Origin of the sequence: Stutzerimonas chloritidismutans, from assembly GCF_020783375.1 — a bacterium.
Lineage (GTDB): Bacteria > Pseudomonadota > Gammaproteobacteria > Pseudomonadales > Pseudomonadaceae > Stutzerimonas > Stutzerimonas kunmingensis.
In genome coordinates this window covers 2,184,624-2,201,035 of the sequence record NZ_CP086067.1, presented here as the reverse complement: position 1 = coordinate 2,201,035, position 16,412 = coordinate 2,184,624, and the positions used below count along the sequence as shown (strand labels likewise).

14 protein-coding genes are annotated in these 16,412 nt (G+C 63.8%); 6 read left to right on the top strand and 8 right to left on the bottom strand.

The genetic code is table 11. The annotated features are described in order from the left end of the window. Positions 1 to 18: 18 nt before the first annotated feature. Positions 19 to 1,245, bottom strand: coding sequence for an acyl-CoA dehydrogenase (locus LLJ08_RS10260; protein ID WP_003285077.1), 1,227 nt, complete (start codon positions 1,243 to 1,245; stop codon positions 19 to 21). A 146-nt stretch (positions 1,246 to 1,391) separates the two neighbouring features. On the opposite strand from LLJ08_RS10260, the gene LLJ08_RS10255 reads away from it, so the two are divergent. Next, positions 1,392 to 2,303: a LysR family transcriptional regulator gene (locus tag LLJ08_RS10255; protein ID WP_228208874.1), complete on the top strand. Its 912-nt coding sequence runs from the start codon at positions 1,392 to 1,394 to the stop codon at positions 2,301 to 2,303. A gap of 24 nt (positions 2,304 to 2,327) precedes the next feature. Here the strand turns inward: LLJ08_RS10255 and gntR are convergent, their stop codons facing one another. From gntR to LLJ08_RS10235, 4 genes are all read right to left on the bottom strand, one after another. Beyond that, complete coding sequence (gene gntR / locus LLJ08_RS10250) at positions 2,328 to 3,347, bottom strand: HTH-type transcriptional regulator GntR (RefSeq protein ID WP_228208873.1); 1,020 nt, start codon at positions 3,345 to 3,347, stop codon at positions 2,328 to 2,330. Positions 3,348 to 3,403: 56 nt separating this feature from the next. Then, positions 3,404 to 4,420 (bottom strand): TRAP transporter substrate-binding protein, encoded by a 1,017-nt coding sequence (locus tag LLJ08_RS10245; protein ID WP_228208872.1) that lies wholly within the window; start codon positions 4,418 to 4,420, stop codon positions 3,404 to 3,406. 62 nt (positions 4,421 to 4,482) lie between these two features. Further along, a complete protein-coding gene (locus tag LLJ08_RS10240) occupies positions 4,483 to 5,760 on the bottom strand; it encodes a TRAP transporter large permease (protein WP_226686650.1) in 1,278 nt (425 codons plus the stop codon). 51 nt (positions 5,761 to 5,811) lie between these two features. Continuing rightward, positions 5,812 to 6,942 (bottom strand): gluconokinase, GntK/IdnK-type, encoded by a 1,131-nt coding sequence (locus tag LLJ08_RS10235; protein ID WP_228208871.1) that lies wholly within the window; start codon positions 6,940 to 6,942, stop codon positions 5,812 to 5,814. 176 nt (positions 6,943 to 7,118) lie between these two features. On the opposite strand from LLJ08_RS10235, the gene LLJ08_RS10230 reads away from it, so the two are divergent. Beyond that, a complete protein-coding gene (locus LLJ08_RS10230) occupies positions 7,119 to 7,397 on the top strand; it encodes a peptidylprolyl isomerase (RefSeq protein WP_003285081.1) in 279 nt (92 codons plus the stop codon). Positions 7,398 to 7,405: 8 nt separating this feature from the next. On the opposite strand, the gene zapE is transcribed toward LLJ08_RS10230, so the two are convergent. Both zapE and LLJ08_RS10220 read right to left on the bottom strand, forming a co-directional pair. Next, entirely contained in the window at positions 7,406 to 8,515 is a 1,110-nt protein-coding gene (gene zapE / locus LLJ08_RS10225; RefSeq protein ID WP_228208870.1) for a cell division protein ZapE, read from the bottom strand. A 41-nt stretch (positions 8,516 to 8,556) separates the two neighbouring features. After that, positions 8,557 to 9,468 carry a LysR family transcriptional regulator gene (locus LLJ08_RS10220; protein ID WP_228208869.1) on the bottom strand — a complete coding sequence of 304 codons (912 nt, stop codon included), beginning with the start codon at positions 9,466 to 9,468 and terminating at the stop codon, positions 8,557 to 8,559. A 120-nt stretch (positions 9,469 to 9,588) separates the two neighbouring features. Between LLJ08_RS10220 and LLJ08_RS10215 the strand changes: the two genes are divergently transcribed. The 3 genes from LLJ08_RS10215 (at position 9,589) to LLJ08_RS10205 (ending at position 12,264) form a co-directional block, all read left to right on the top strand. Further along, entirely contained in the window at positions 9,589 to 10,833 is a 1,245-nt protein-coding gene (locus tag LLJ08_RS10215) for a D-amino acid dehydrogenase (protein ID WP_228208868.1), read from the top strand. A 21-nt stretch (positions 10,834 to 10,854) separates the two neighbouring features. Beyond that, entirely contained in the window at positions 10,855 to 11,208 is a 354-nt protein-coding gene (locus LLJ08_RS10210; RefSeq protein WP_090520339.1) for a RidA family protein, read from the top strand. Positions 11,209 to 11,283: 75 nt separating this feature from the next. Then, complete coding sequence (locus LLJ08_RS10205; protein WP_228208867.1) at positions 11,284 to 12,264, top strand: TAXI family TRAP transporter solute-binding subunit; 981 nt, start codon at positions 11,284 to 11,286, stop codon at positions 12,262 to 12,264. A 42-nt stretch (positions 12,265 to 12,306) separates the two neighbouring features. On the opposite strand, the gene LLJ08_RS10200 is transcribed toward LLJ08_RS10205, so the two are convergent. Further along, positions 12,307 to 14,367, bottom strand: coding sequence for a TonB-dependent siderophore receptor (locus tag LLJ08_RS10200; RefSeq protein WP_228208925.1), 2,061 nt, complete (start codon positions 14,365 to 14,367; stop codon positions 12,307 to 12,309). Between the two features lie 404 nt (positions 14,368 to 14,771). Between LLJ08_RS10200 and LLJ08_RS10195 the strand changes: the two genes are divergently transcribed. Then, on the top strand, positions 14,772 to 16,361 hold the full coding sequence (locus LLJ08_RS10195; protein WP_014820158.1) for an ABC-F family ATPase: 1,590 nt from the start codon (positions 14,772 to 14,774) through the stop codon (positions 16,359 to 16,361). Positions 16,362 to 16,412: the final 51 nt, after the last annotated feature.

Here is a 16,412-nt window from a genome sequence, read left to right as displayed (position 1 = left end):
TGCGCCTGGGACGACGCCTCAGCGGCTGCGCAGCGCCTCGCGCGGCACGTACTTGCCCAGCTCGTGACGGGCGATGGCCACCCGATGCACCTCGTCCGGGCCATCGGCCAGGCGCAGCGTGCGCTGCATCGCCCACCAGTGCGCCAGCGGGAAGTCCTCGGAAACACCAGCGCCGCCGTGAATCTGGATGGCGCGATCGATGACCTTCAGCGCCACGTTGGGTGCGACCACCTTGATCTGTGCGATCTCGCTGGCGGCGATCTTGTTGCCTACGGTATCCATCATGTACGCCGCGTTCAGCGTCAGCAGGCGCGCCATGTTGATCTCGATGCGGCACTCGGCGATGTAATCGAAGTTGGCACCCAGCCGGGCCAGCGGCTTGCCGAAGGCGGTGCGGCTGACGGCGCGTTCGCACATCAGCTTCAGTGCACGTTCAGCAACGCCGATAGAGCGCATGCAGTGGTGAATGCGACCTGGGCCAAGACGGCCCTGGGCGATCTCGAAGCCTCGGCCTTCACCGAGAATGACGTTCTCGTAGGGCACTCGCACGTTTTCCAGCAGCACTTCCGCGTGGCCGTGCGGGGCGTCGTCGTAGCCGAACACCGGCAGCGGGCGCAGCACCTTCACGCCGGGGGTATCCATCGGCACCAGGATCATCGAGTGCTGGGCATGGCGCGGCGCGTCAGGGTTGGTTAGGCCCATGAAGATCATGATCTTGCAGCGCGGGTCGCAGGCACCGGAGGTCCACCATTTGCGACCGTTGATGACCCACTCGTCGCCCTCGCGCACCGCGCGGGCTTCCATGTTGGTCGCGTCGGACGAGGCCACGCCCGGCTCGGTCATGCCGAAGGCCGAACGGATTTCGCCGCGCAGCAACGGTTCCAGCCACTCGCGCTTCTGCGCCTCGCTGCCGTAGCGCACCAGCACTTCCATATTCCCGGTGTCCGGTGCTGAGCAGTTGAACGCCTCCGGGCCAAGCCCCGAGCTACCCATGATTTCCGCCAGCGGTGCGTATTCGGTGTTGGTCAGGCCGGCGCCCAGTTCCGATTCCGGCAGAAACAGGTTCCACAACCCTTCTGCCTTGGCCTTGGCCTTGAGCTCCTCGACGATAGCGGTCGGCTGCCAGCGGTCACCTTCGGCGACCTGCTGGTAGAACACCTTTTCGGCGGGATAGACGTGAGCATCCATGAACGCTTGCACGCGCTCTCTCAGCTCTTGAACCTTCGGGGAGTAGGCGAAATTCATGGGCGACAACCTTCTGGCAGGTAATGTTTTGTAGTTTTGAATGCTAGAGGAGGCCTGGTGATTTATCTAAGCTATTTTCCTCGTGTATAAACATTCATCACCGATATATGATCGGCGAATTCCGATACACGCCGGAGAGCACAACAATGAACCTGAACAAGGTCGATCTGAATCTATTCATCGTCTTCGACGCCATCTACACCGAAGCGAACCTGACACGCGCCGGGCAGATCGTCGGCATCACCCAGCCCGCGGTTTCCAACGCCCTTGCCCGCCTGCGCGAGACCTTCAACGACCCGCTGTTCGTGCGCACCGCGCAGGGCATGGTGCCGACGCCAATGGCGCAGAACATCATCGGCCCGGTGCGCAATGCGCTGCAGCTGCTGCGGGTTTCGGTGCAGGAAAGCCGGACCTTCAGCCCGGCGCAGGCGAACAAGACCTTCCGCATCAGCATGACCGACCTTACCGAGGCGGTCATGCTGCCGCCGCTGTTCCAGCGCCTGCGCCGTCTGGCACCGAACGTGAAGATCGAGAGCATGCTGGCCAAGCGCCGTGAAACCACCAAGGAACTGGCTGCCGGCCGCCTGGATTTCGCCATGGATGCACCGCTCAATACCGACCCGCAGGTGCGCCACGTCAAGCTGCTGGAAGATCGCTACATCTGCGCCATGCGCCGCGGCCACCCGCTGGCCAAGGACAAGCTAACCCTGGAGCAGTACCTGTCGCTGTCGCACATCCACATTTCCAGCCGCCGCAGCGGGCTGGGTCTGGTGGATCTGGCGTTGGGCAAGATGGGTCTGCAGCGCAAGATCGCCCTGCGCTCGCAGCACTACCTGATGGCGACTCAGGTGATCGACCAGACCGACATGGCGGTGACCGTTCCCGAGCGTTTCGCCCGGCGCCACAACCTGCACCAGATCGACCTGCCGGTGGACATCATGCCGCTGGAAACCCACATCTACTGGCATGAAAGCACCGATCAGGATCCAGCCAACCGCTGGATGCGCGAGCAGATGATCGAGATCGCCCAGCAGGTCACCGCGCAGCAGGATCTTTGACGCGCTGGCGGGTGAAAGCCCGCCTCAGGCGCTGTCGCGCATCACCACTTCGAAGCCCACATCGATACAACGCTCCGCAGGCTGCTGACCCCGCATCAGGCTCAGCAGCATCTGCGCCGCCAGCTCGCCGATCTCGCCACGCCGGGTGCGCACCGTGCTCAGCGCCGGATGCATCCAGGCCGCCGCCGGCAAGTCGTTGAAACCGGCAATTGCCAACCGCCCCGGCACTTCGAGCCCCAGCTGATGGGCGCGAAACAGGGCGCCGAGGGCCAGGTCATCGTTGTTGAAGAACACCGCGTCGATCTGCGAATGCTGCGCCAGCAGCCGATCCAGCAGCTCTGCGCCAAGACCGATGGACGACAGCTGCGGCGTCAGCAGTTCCAGTGTTGGCTCGTAGCGTCCGGCCTGGCGCATGGCCTGACGGTAGCCTTCGGCGCGTTGCAGGGTCCGAGGGTCCAGCTGCGCCGCGGCGAAGGCGACGTGACGGTAGCCACGCTCGAGCAGGGTGCGGGTCATGGCCACGCCGGCTTCCAGCTGCGAGAAGCCTACGCAGTAGTCATCCGGTCGCTCGCTCAGCTCCATCAGGGTGACCATCGGTGCGGTGTAGTTGGCCAGCACTGCACGCGCGGCATCGCTGCGCTCGAACCCGGTGATCAGCAAGCCGGCCGGTTGATGGGCCAGGTAGGCGCGCAGCAACCGCTCGTCCTCTTCGGGGCGATAGTGGCTGACGCCGATCATCATCTCGTAGCCCGCCGGCATCAGCACGCGCTGGATGGCCTCGACCGTGTCGACGAACACCGCGTTGGACAGCGAGGGGATGATCACCGCCACCAGATTGGAACGCGAACTGGCCAGGCTGCGCGCCGCCGGATGCGGCACGTAGCCGAGCGCCTTGACCGCCTGCTCGACACGCTCACGCAATGCATCGGAAACGAGATCCGGTTGCGACAGCGCGCGCGATGCCGACATCAGCGAGCAGCCGGCACTCCGTGCGACATCCGAGAGGGTTACCCGCTCGGCAGAGCGGCGTCGGCGTGTGGTCATGATCAATCCAGCATCTGAAGGCGGCGAATTCTATCAGCGGTATGGAAGGCAGCGCCCTACTGGGACGCTTTCTCCACTTCGGCCTGCACCTGGTCGAACAGCTCCTGGCCGACCGCGTCGATCACCGTCTGGATCGCCGGCTGCGCCCTCTCGCGCATGCGCTGGATCTCGTCGGCACTGACCTCATTGATCTGCATGCCACGCTCTTTCAACGTCGCCAATGCCTGGCTGGCCTCGCGGCGGGTGTCTTCGCGCTCGGCGTCCCGTGCCTTTTTCGCGGCGTCCATGAGAATGCCCTGCTCGGTCGCGGACAGCCCATCCCACCAGCGCTTGGAAACCGTGACGATCCAGGGGCTGTAGACGTGATTGGTCACGCTTAGGTACTTCTGCACCTCATAGAACTTGGACGAGAGGATGGTATTGAACGGGTTTTCCTGGCCGTCCACCGCCTTGGTTTCCAGCGCCGTGAACAGCTCGGAGAACGGCAGCGGCACCGCGTTGGCGCCCATGCGCTTGAAGGTGTCGATGAACACCGGATTGGGCATCACGCGCAGCTTGATTCCGTTGAAGTCTTCGTACTTTTCGATCGGCCGGGCGCTATTGGTCACGTTGCGAAAACCGTTCTCCCAGTACACCAGCCCAACCAGGCCTTTCTCCTCGAGCTTGTCCATCACCTGCCGGCCCACGGGACCGTCCAGTACCTGATCGGCCTGGCGCGGGTCGGTGAACAGGAACGGCGTATCCCACACCGCCATCTCCTTGCTGATGCCGACCAGCGTCGCGGTCGAGCCGACCATCATTTCCTGCGCGCCGCCGATAAGGGCGTTCTGCATCTGGTCGTCCGAACCGAGGCTGGCGGAGGCGAAGGTACGCACCTTCAGCTTGCCGCCCGAGGCCTTGGCCACTTCCTCGGCCAGCAGCTTGGCCGCCCTGCCCTGGTTGCTGTCTTCGTTGAGCCCGTAGCCGAAGCGGATCATGCGTGGGCGGATGTCGTCCGCCGCCTGCGCGTAACCAAGGCTGAGTGTGCTGCCGAGCAAGGCGGCAGCCAGGGTGCTGATGAGAAGTCGTTTCATGTCGCGTTACCTTCTTGTTGTTGGACGTTGGGTTGTTGAGCGCTTGAATTGCAAGACCGGCGCTACCGCAGCCAGGCCAGGGGCACGGTGATGATCGAAGGCACGGCGATGAGCAGCCCGACGATCACCAGATAGATAAGGAAGAACGGCATCACGCCGCGCACCAGGGTTTCCATGCGCAATCGGCCGATACCGCCGACCACGTTGAGCACGGTGCCCACCGGTGGCGTGATCAGCCCGATGGAGCCGATCAGCACGAACATCACGCCGAAGTACACCGGGTCGATGCCGGCCTTGATCGCGATCGGCGCCAGCACCGGACCGAGGATCAGGATGGTCGGCGTCAGGTCCAGCACCATGCCGACGGCGATCATCAGCAGCATGATGGCGACCATCAGCAGTTTCGGGTCCTGCGCCAGCGGGCCGAGCATCGCCGCGATCTCGTCGGGCAGCTGCGCCAGGGTGATCATGTACGCCGACACGGTTGCGGCGGCGCAGAGGAACATCACCGAAGCCGTGGTGCGGCTGGCACGGGTCAGCACCTCAACCAGTCCGGCCCAGTTCAGCTCGCGATACAGCAGGGTCGAAACGGCCAGGGCGTAGACGGCGGCGACCACCGCCGCTTCGGTCGGGGTGAACAGACCGCCACGCAGCCCGCCGACGATGATCACCGGCAGCATCAGCGCGGCAGCACCGTCGACCAGCACGCGGCGGCGCTCTGCAGTGCTGGCCTTTTCCTGCTTCGGTTCGTCGATCCGCCGGGCGATCAGCGTCCAGGCCACGATCAGGCCCATGCCCATGATCAGCCCCGGCACCATGCCGGCGAGAAACAGCTGGCTGATCGAAGTGCCAGTGACCACGCCGTAGATCACGAACGGCATCGACGGCGGAATGATCGGTGCGATGATTCCACCCGCCGCCACCAGGCCCGATGACGAACTCAACGGGTAGCCGCGCTCACGCATCATTGGCAGCAGCAGCGTCGCCAGCGCGGCGGTATCGGCCAATGCCGAGCCGGACATGCTGGCCAGCAGCACCGAGGCGGCAATCGCCACGTAACCCAGGCCGCCACGCTTGTGACCGAAATAGGCCTGCGCCATGGCGATGATGCGCCGCGAGATGCCGCCGGCATTCATCAGTTCGCCGGCCAGGATGAAGAACGGCACCGCCAGCAGCGGGAAGCTGTCAGCGCCGGCCTGAAGATTCTGAGCCAGCAGCTGCACGTCCCAGAAATCCAGGTACCACATCAGCACCGAGCCCGTGAGCAGCAGCGCGAAGGCGATGGGCATGCCAAGCGTCATGAAGCCCAGCAGCGATGAAAGGAAGACGACGACGGTCATACAAGGTCCTCGGTTGGGCAGTGCCCGTATTGTTCTGAATGCGGCGTCGCTTCAGTCCGCGGTGACATTCGCAGCGGCGGTGGCCGATGGCTGATCGCGCCGCCAGACATTGACCAGCTGCACCAGCGCCAGTACCGCCAGCGCGACCATGCTGGCGGCCACGGGCAACATCGCCAGGCCCAGCGGATAACCGACTACCGGGCTGTTGATGGTCCAGCCGAACTGCATCTGGTTCCAGCCACCCCAGGCCGCCAGGCAGCTCGCAGCTGCCACCAGCAGCCAGCTGACGGAGTCGACGACGCGGCGGAACAGCCGCGGGAAACGGTCGCGCAGCATGGAGAAACTCATCAGCTCGCCGCGGCGCATGCTCGAAGCGACGCCGACAAACACCAGCCAGACGAACGCCAGCCGCGACAGCTCCTCAGCGCCGGTCCAACCAGTGCCGAAGGCGTAACGCAGCACCACGCTGGAGAACACCACGATGACCATGAAGGCCATCAGCGCGGCCATCAGCCAGTCGGTCAGACGGTCGAAGTGTTGCGCGACCGTGCCACTGTAGATCGGCTCGTTGGTCAAAGGCGGCGCCGTGGTAGCGCTATCAAACGGACACGAAGAAAGATCGACACGGGTTTCAATAAGCTCATTCAGACCGGCGCCCTGCATCCAATCGACGATCTGGCGCAGAACGACTTCGCGGGGCTGGCTGGCATCCACGGTCAATACACCGGGTTCGCCCTCGGGTGATTCGAGGGTGGCGAATTGGCTGTCGACCAGGGAAATCGGCATGAAATGCCCCGCCCTCCCACCGACTCGCTGTATGGCGGTTTCGTAATCGATGGCCAGATGGGCGAAACGCAGCTCCGGGACCGCACTGCGCAGCAACTCCCGGTAGCTGCGCTTGAGCGCCGAGCAAGCCAGCACGAAGCCGCTGCCCGCCGCTAGGGTGCGTTGCATTTCGGCGATCAGCGCGTGCAGCCACTCCACGCGATCGGCGTCGGACAGCGGCGTGCCGGCACGCATGCGCGCCACGTTCTCTGCCGGATGAAAGTTGTCCGCTTCGATATGCGGCAGGCCGAGCGCATCGGCTACGGTGTGGCTGGTGTCCGTCTTGCCGGAACCGCTGACGCCCATGACGACCAGCACCGGAAGCGCGGAAGCCTTTGAGGTATGCACTGAAGGCATGCGAGGAATCCATTGTTTTGCTTGTTTGGCCGAATGTTAGCGCTATCACGCGGAGCGATAAAACTACCACTCGTCGACCGATCGGTCACAAATCGGCTGCATCGAAGCGGTATCCCGGTCGACATTCGCAGCGGCACGACTACAATCGCGCCCCTGTGCAATCGAGGACACCGAGCATGCCCAAAGCCATGTGCCGCCACATTCTGGTCAAGACTGAGGCCGAAGCCGCGCAGCTGAAAAAGCGCATCGCCAATGGCGAAGCATTCGACGTGCTGGCGCGCAAATACTCGACCTGCCCGTCCGGCAAGAAAGGTGGCGACCTCGGCGAAGTGCGCCCGGGGCAGATGGTGCGCAGCATCGATCAGGTGATTTTCAAGAAGCCGCTGCGCGAAGTGCACGGCCCGGTAAAGAGCCAGTTCGGCTACCACCTGGTGCAGGTGTTCTACCGCGACTGAGCCAGCGCTCAGCCAAAGCGCTGCAGCTGCATCTCCCGCAGACGGCTGAGCGTGCGGCGGAACGGGAATGCCAGATAGCCCTCGGTATACAGCTCGTCCAGTGCCACCTCGGCTTCGATATAGAGAGGAATCCGCCGGTCGTAGCACTCGTCCACCAGCGCGATGAAGCGGCGCACGGCATCATCCCGCGCGGCGAGCCTGGGCAACTGGCGATCACCCGCCGCCACCCGCGCGGCTCCATCCTCGGTGCCGCGGGCAATGCGCCCATCGCGCTGCGTGCCGCCGAGCCTAGGCACGTCACCAATCAGGATCGCTGCGAAGCGGTCGCACAGTTCAATGAAATCCAGAGCCGAGAACGGCTGCTCGCAGAGGTCGGCGAAGCGGCACCAGAGCACCGATTCGCTGCGCCGCACGACGTCGAGCTGGCGACGGCTGAGGGCGAGTGGCTCGGTGCTGACCGCGCCATCGGACAGCGCCTCGAACGTCGCGGCTAACGCAGTGGCGCCGTCGAGCGGGGCGATCCAGTAGCGCTGCAACGCAGCGCCGGGACGCAGGCGGTGATCGGCGCCACCATCCACATCCAGCACATGCATGTGCTTCACGATGGCATCGATGGCCGGCAGAAAACGCTCGCGATTGAAGCCGTCGGCGTACAGCTGCTCCGGCGGCTGGTTGGAGGTGGCGACGATCACCACGCCGTCCTCGAAGAGCACTTGGAACAGGCGCCCAAGGATGATCGCGTCGCCGATATCACCGACGAACAGCTCGTCGAAGCACAGCACGCGAATTTCTTCCGAAAGCTCTTTGGCCAATGCTTGCAACGGGTCCGCCGTGCCGTTGAGCTGGAACAGCCGGATATGCACCCAGCGCATGAAGTGATGGAAATGCTGCCGCCGCGACGGAGCCGTCAGGCTTGCGTGAAACAGGTCCATCAGCCAGGTCTTGCCACGCCCGACCGGTCCCCATAGGTAGACGCCGAGCGGGAGGTCCGCACCTGAAACAAGCGCCTCATAACAGGCCTGAAGCCGTGCAACGGCGCGCTGTTGAGCCGCGTCGGCCAAGAAACCGTCTTGCACGATGGCCTGCTGATAACGTTCAAGGGGCGAGTCGGCGTGCATGATCGTCCGGCGCAAAAGCCGCCATGGTAGCGCGCGACCGCTCAGTTGTGCCCATCATGCAGCAGCAGTCGCTCGGCCTGGGCACCGAGCTGCTCCAGCAGCATCGCCTGCGCCGGCAACAGTTGCTCGTGAACACGGGTCAACGCATAGACCGGCACGCTGATGGCCGGCTCGAGCAGACGGGTCTGCACCTCGCCGCCAGTGGCCGCCAGCGCGGTGAACGGATCGACCAGCGCCACGCCCTGCCCCGCAGACACCAGCTGTCGCGCCAGCTGATAGGTCTGCACCCAGGTAACGACGCGCGGCGGCGGATCGAGCTCCTCGATGTGGCCGCGCAACAGGCTGCCCAGCGCATCGCGGGCATCGATGCCGATCAGCGCTTTACCCGCCAAGGCCTGCAGCCGCAGCGGCCTGTGCAGTTCATCCGGCGACCACCAGCCAGGCGGCGCAATCACGTGCATGCGTCCCTCTGCCAATAGCCGGCTGCTCAGTCCCGGATGCTCCACCGCCTGTGACGTCAGCGCGAGATCGGCTTCACGCAGTAGCAGGGCCTCGACGATTTCCGCCGTGTGCTGCGTGGCGAGCTGACAGACCGTACGTGGAAATCGCTCGCGCCAGGTGCGCAACGTCTGTGGCAGCAGCGCCTGAGCCAGCGCCGGCGTGCAGATCAGGCGCAGGGCGCACTCCTCGCCCCGGCCGAGGCTGTCAGCTAGCCGCCGAAGATTCTGCAGGTCGATGGCCAGGCGTTCGGTCTGCTGCTGCAGTACCCGCGCCTCGGCGGTGGGCTGCAGCTTGCCGCGCACCCGGTCGAACAGCGCAAAGCCCAGTTGCTGCTCTGCATGCTTGAGAATCTTGCTCGCCGCCGGCTGGGAGATATGCAGCAGCTCGGCCGCGGCCGTCAGGCTGCCGGTTTGCAGGATCGCCTGGAACAGTTCGATATGACGCAGCCGCATGCATGTCCCCCTTCAGTCAATCGAGCATAACCGCAGGTTATGGGAACGCTCCATCCTTTCATTGGCCGCCTCGCTGGCACGCGGCCTAGGCTGCGCTGATCGAGTCGGAGGAGCAGTTGCATGCGGGTAGCAGTCATCGGCGCAGGCGTTATCGGGCTTGCCACCGCCTATTCACTGGTGCGCCAGGGGCACAGTGTCGAGCTGATCGAAGGGCGCGACGATGTCGCCTTGGAAACCAGCTTCGCCAATGGCGGGCAGCTCAGCTATCGCTACGTTTCCCCCCTGGCCGATGCCGGCGTGCCGTTGCAGGCGATTGGCTGGATGCTGCGCGGAGCCGATGCCCCGTTGCGTTTCCGACCGCAGGCGAGCCTGCATCAGTGGCGCTGGTGCCTGCAGTTCCTGCTGGCGTGCCGGCGTTCGGTCAACCGGCGCAACGCGGCTCACTTGCTGCGGCTCGCCCTGCACAGCCAGCAGATCCTGCGCAGCTGGCGCGAGCAGGACCAGCTGGACGGCTTCGCCTGGCGCGCCAACGGCAAACTGGTGATCTATCGCGATCAACACAGCCTGCACAAGGGCGCAGCGGCCATCGACGACGAATCAGGGCAGCGGCTACTGGACGCCGCGCAATGCATCGACGTCGAGCCGGCGCTGACGCCGTTGGCGGCATCGCTGCACGGCGGCATCTATTCGCCCGGCGACGAGGTTGCCGACTGCCATCTGTTCTGCACCGAACTGCTGCGACGACTGCGGGCATCGCCTGCGTTTCATCTGCATACCGGCCAATCGGTGAGCGCATTGCGCACCGAAGGCAAGCGCGTCCGCGCGGTCGTGCTTGGGCACGATGAAGTCGCCATCGACCATCTGGTAGTGGCGGCCGGCACCGGCAGCGTCGGGCTGCTTCGGCCACTGGGTATCGACCTGCCGATCTATCCGCTCAAGGGCTACAGCCTGACCGTTGCGCTGGCCGACCAGAACCGCGTGCCGCAAACCAACGTCACCGACTACGACAACAAGGTCGTCTACGCCCGCCTCGATGACCAGCTGCGCGTCGCGGCGATGGTGGATATCGCCGGCTGGGATGCCGGGCTCGACCAGCGGCGCATCGCCACCCTGCAACGTCTGGCTAGTGCGACCTTCCCCGGTGCCGGCGACTACCAACGCGCGCGGCAATGGGCAGGCCTGCGCCCGGCGACGCCCCAAGGTACGCCGCTGATCGGCCGCAGCGGATTCGACAATCTCTGGCTCAACGTCGGCCACGGCAGCCTCGGCTTCACCCTGGCCTGTGGCAGCGCCGACCTGCTCTCCAGCGTAATCGGCGGATCACCACCTGCTGTCTCCCTGGACGGCTTGAGCCTGCCCGCCTGACCACTCAAAGAGGAAACCGATATGCCCGTTCAACGCATCGAGAGCAATCCGCGAATGTCCGCCGCGGTCATTCATGCAGATCTTGTGTTCCTCGCCGGCCAGGTGCCGGACGACCGCGGCCTGGATGCCGCAGGACAGACCCGCGAGGTGCTGGCGAAGATCGACCGGCTGCTGGCCGCCGCCGGATCCAGTCGCGAGCACCTGCTCAGCGCGCAGATCTGGCTGAAGGACATCGACGCCGACTTCGCCGCCATGAACGAGGTCTGGAGCGACTGGCTGCCAGCAGGCTGCGCACCGGCACGGGCGACGGTACAGGCGCGTCTGGCCTCGCCCGAGGTGCTGGTCGAGATCATGGTGATCGCTGCGCGCGCCTGACCACAGCGGTCTATCGTTCCTGCGCCGGCCAACCACAGTTGCAACCACCCACAATACAAACAAGAGGGAACCGCAATGAACCACCAGATCCGTAACGGCCTGTTCGGCATCACCCTGGCCGGCGTGCTCGCCAGCGCCTTGGCGAGCACCAGCGTGCTGGCACAGGAGCGCTTCGTCACCATCGGCACCGGAGGGCAGACCGGCGTGTACTACACCGCCGGCCAGTCGGTGTGCCGCTTCCTCAATCGTGCCGAGGTGAAGCCCGCCATCAAATGCAACGCACCCTCGACCGCGGGCAGCGTGACCAACATCGTGTCGTTACACAAAGGCGAGTACGACTTCGGCTTCATCCAATCCGACCATCAGCACAAGGCGCTACAAGGCCTGGCGCCCTTCGACAATGAAGGCGCCGTCGAACTGCGCGCGGTGTTCTCGCTGCAGTCGGAGATTCTCACCGTGGTCGTTCGCAACGACAGCGGCATCACCGATCTGGCCGGACTCGAAGGCAAGCGGGTAAACATCGGCGTGCCCGGCTCGGGTAGTCGCGACACCTTCGAGGAGGTCATGCAGGCCAAGGGCTGGACCAACGCCAGCTTCTCCCTGGCCGCGGAACTCAAACCGGCGGAAATGGCTTCCGCCTTGGGTGACAACAACCTTGACGCCATCACCTATGTGGTCGGCCATCCGAGCGGTGCGATCCAGGAAGCCTTGACCAATGTAAAGGGCAGGATCATTCCCGTGCAGGGCGCCGAGATCGACAGCCTGCTGGCCAAGGCCGATTACTACAGCGCCGTGGAAATCCCCGCAGGGCTCTACCCGGGCGTGGAAGGCGCCATTCCATCGATCGGCGGCAAAGCCGTGCTGGCGACCACCAGCAAGACCGACCCGGAGGTGGTCTATCAGCTGGTCAAGTCGGTATTCGACAACCTCGATAGGTTCAAGCGCCTGCATCCAGCCTTTGCCGATCTAAAGGCCGAAGACATGATTCGCGTCGGACTGACTGCGCCACTGCACGAGGGCGCCGAGCGTTATTACAAGGAGAAGGGTTGGCTGTAAGCCGACGAAATCAGCGGGCGTCACTGCCCGCTGAGTACAGGCTCAGAGCTCCACGGACAGGCTAACGCTCAGGTTGCGCGGCTCACCCGGCATGATCCAGACATTGCTGTAGGAGCGCTCGTAGTAGGTCCGGTCGAAGGCGTTGTTCAGGTTCACGCCGAGGGTCAGCTTTTGCGTCGCCTTGTAGCGCGCCAGCAGGTCCACGGTCGTGTACGACGGCAACTCGAAGTCGCTATCGGCCTGCCCTGCCCGATCACCCACGTAGTTCACGGCGCCGCCAAGGGAGAGTCCGCTGAGATCACCATCGAGGAATTCGTAGGTGGTCAGCAGGCTGCCGCTGTGGCGCGGTACGTTGAGCAGCCGGCTGCCGCTGGCCAGGGTGTTGTCGCGAGTCACCTCGGCATCCACGTAGGCGTAACCACCGATCACGCGAATCGCATCGGTCAGCTGCCCGGCCAGCTGCAGGTCAATCCCGCGGCTGCGCACCTCGCCGGCGGCAATCTGAAAACCGTCGTTCGCCGGATCGCTGGTCAGGACGTTTTCCTTGGTCAGATGGAACGCTGCGGCGGTGAGCCCCAAACGGCCGTCGAACAGGTCGAGTTTGACCCCTGCCTCATAACCCACGCCTTCTTCCGGATCGAACGTGGCGCCGCTGAAGTCCGCGCCATTGTTCGGCTTGAACGACTGCGAGGCGTTGGCGAACAGCCCGACCTCCGGTATCAGCTGATAGAGCACACCGACACGAGGCGTGACCTTTTCATGAGTCTGCTCGGTGCGCCGGCCAGCAACCTCATTGTCCAGGCGTTGTTCGTAGTGGTCATAGCGGGCGCCGATGACCCCGAAGAGCTTGTCGGTGAAGCGCATCTGATCCTGCAGATTCAGCGCCCGGCTATGCACCAGCTCGTTTCGGTCAACCGTACGCGCCGGGTTGAATGCCGGACGTGGCGCACCGTAGACCGGGTTGTAGAGATCGATGGTGCGCAGGTTGTTGGAGCGCAGCATGAACTCGCTCAGAGCGTAACGCTCGTACTCGGTGCCGATCAAAAGCTGATGCTCGATCGAACCGGTATCGAAGCGCCCACGCAGCTCCAGTTGGGTGATTGCGTCCTGCCAGTCGTAGTCGCGATAACGCAGGTTGCGGGTCAGCGTGCGGCCGTCTGCTGCGACCTCTGCCGCTTCGGTGGCGTAGCCATCCATCCGGCCCTGCTTGTAGTGGCTGGCCAGGCGTAGCGTCCAGACTTCGTTGAGGTCGTGTTCGAGTTCGGCCTGCAGCGTTTCGTTGTCGTTGCTGATCGGCCCATCCGAGGGTTCGCCATAGAACGCTGAGCGGGACACCTTGCCCAGGTCGCCACCGGGCGCGACCACGCCGCGATCGAAGGTCTGGCGGTTGCGCACCACCTCTGCCTGCACCAGCAGCCGCGTATCAGGGCTCAGCTCCCAGCTGAAGGACGGCGCGACGAACTGGCGCTCAGCCTCGCGATGATCGCGGAAGCTATTGCCATCTTCGATGGCGATGTTCATGCGATAGAGCATGTTGCCGTCTTCATCGAGCGGCGTGTTCACGTCCAGCGCAGTGCGATAGCGATCCCATCGACCGGCGCTGAGATCGAGACGGGCAAAGCTGTCCAGCTGCGGGCGCTTGCTGACGATATTGATCGTGCCGCCCGGATCACCGCGTCCGTAAAGGCTGGCCGAAGGCCCCTTGAGCACTTCGACCCGCTCGATATTGGAAGCGTCCGGTGGGTTCATGAAGCCGCGGTTGACGCTGAAACCGTCCTTGTAGAACTCTCCGGTGGTCAGCCCGCGCACGCTGTACTCGTACATGGTCAGGCCACCGAAGTCGTTCTGCCTGGCGACACCGCCGGCGAAGTCCAGCGCCTTCTCAACGCGCGGGCTGTCCAGATCCTGCAGCACGGATGCTGGAACGACGCTGATCGACTGGGGTATTTCCTCGATGGGTGTGTCGGTTTTCGTCGCGCTGCGCGTGCGTTTGGCGCGGTAGCCCTGAACCGGTCCATCGGCGCGTTCCTGATCGGCCGTGATGATGACCGAATCCAGTACCGCCGCGTCCTCCGCCACAGCCAGCGGCGCACCCGCCAGCATCAATGCCGCTCCACAACCCGCCCATTTCACTACCGCACTTGCGTTATTCATGCTTTAACTCAGATATCGATGTTATATCGTAACAATGCTCTCTGTTTGGCATCCGGGTGTCAATGAAACGATTCGCATCCGCTCGAGCTCGACGACCGCTACCGGGCGATTCCGGGTTGCCTCGTCAGCCTCTCCTTACGCCGGCCAGTGCAGCTATGCGACAATGCGCGGCTGGAGTTCGGTAGCCACCCCGCATTCATCCGGCAGCAGGCGCAAACGCCCACCGTTGTCATTCACCTCAAGAATCGCTGGATCGACCAGCTCCCTGTCGGAGCGAGCTGGACCGCTGAGTATTGGTATCGGATCGGTATCAGCCTGATTCACGCAGCCACACGTCATTGATAGGTACGCCCTTGATCTCCACCGCCAACATCACCATGCAGTTCGGTGCCAAGCCGCTGTTCGAAAACGTTTCCGTCAAATTCGGCGGTGGCAACCGCTACGGCCTGATCGGCGCCAATGGCTGCGGCAAGTCGACCTTCATGAAGATTCTCGGTGGCGATCTGGAGCCGTCCGCCGGCCAGGTGATGCTCGAGCCGAACGTGCGCCTGGGCAAGCTGCGCCAGGATCAGTTCGCCTACGAAGAATTCAACGTGATCGACACGGTGATCATGGGCCACGAGGAACTGTGGAAGGTTAAGGCTGAGCGCGACCGCATCTATTCGCTACCGGAAATGAGCGAAGAGGATGGTATGAAAGTCGGCGAACTCGAAGGTGAGTTCGCCGAAATGGACGGCTACACCGCAGAATCCCGTGCCGGCGAACTGCTGCTTGGCCTGGGTATTCCGCTGGAACAGCACTTCGGCCCGATGAGCGAAGTCGCTCCCGGCTGGAAGCTGCGTGTACTGCTGGCCCAGGCGCTGTTTTCCGATCCGGATGTGCTGCTGCTGGACGAACCGACCAACCACCTGGACATCAACACCATCCGCTGGCTGGAAACGATCCTCACGGCGCGTAACAGCACCATGATCATCATTTCCCACGACCGCCACTTCCTGAACTCGGTCTGCACCCACATGGCGGACCTTGATTACGGCGAGCTGCGCCTGTTCCCGGGCAACTACGACGAGTACATGACCGCGGCGACCCAGTCGCGCGAGCAGCTGCTGTCGGACAACGCCAAGAAGAAGGCGCAGATCGCCGAACTGCAGACCTTCGTCAGCCGCTTCTCGGCCAACGCCTCCAAGGCCAAGCAGGCCACCAGCCGCGCCAAGCAGATCGACAAGATCCAGCTGGCCGAGGTCAAGCCGTCCAGCCGTATCAGCCCGTTCATTCGCTTCGAGCAGACCAAGAAGCTGCACCGCCAGGCAGTGACCGTCGAGCGCCTGTCCAAGGGTTTCGACGACAAGGAACTGTTCAAGAACTTCAGCTTCACCGTCGAGGCCGGCGAGCGCGTGGCGATCATCGGTCCGAACGGTATCGGCAAGACCACCCTGCTGCGCACCCTGGTTGGCGAACTGACCCCGGACAGCGGCAGCGTCAAATGGACCGAAAGCGCCGACTACGGCTATTACGCCCAGGACCATGCCCATGACTTCGAGGATGACGTCAGTCTGTTCGACTGGATGAGCCAGTGGACTCAGGGCGGCGAGCAGCTGGTGCGCGGCACCCTCGGCCGCATGCTGTTCTCCAACGACGAGATCCTCAAGTCGGTCAAGGTCATCTCGGGTGGCGAACAGGGCCGCATGCTGTTCGGCAAGCTGATCCTGCAGAAGCCCAACGTGCTGGTGATGGACGAACCGACCAACCACCTCGACATGGAATCCATCGAGGCACTGAACCTCGCGCTGGAGAACTACCCGGGCACGCTGATCTTCGTCAGCCACGACCGTGAATTCGTCAGCTCGCTGGCGACCCGCATCATCGAGCTGTCGGAGAACGGCGTGACCGACTTCAGCGGCAGCTACGATGACTACCTGCGCAGCCAGGGCGTAATCGTCTGATCCTCACCCTGCCCGCGTATCGCAGCGCCTTCATCGAGGGCGCTGCAGATT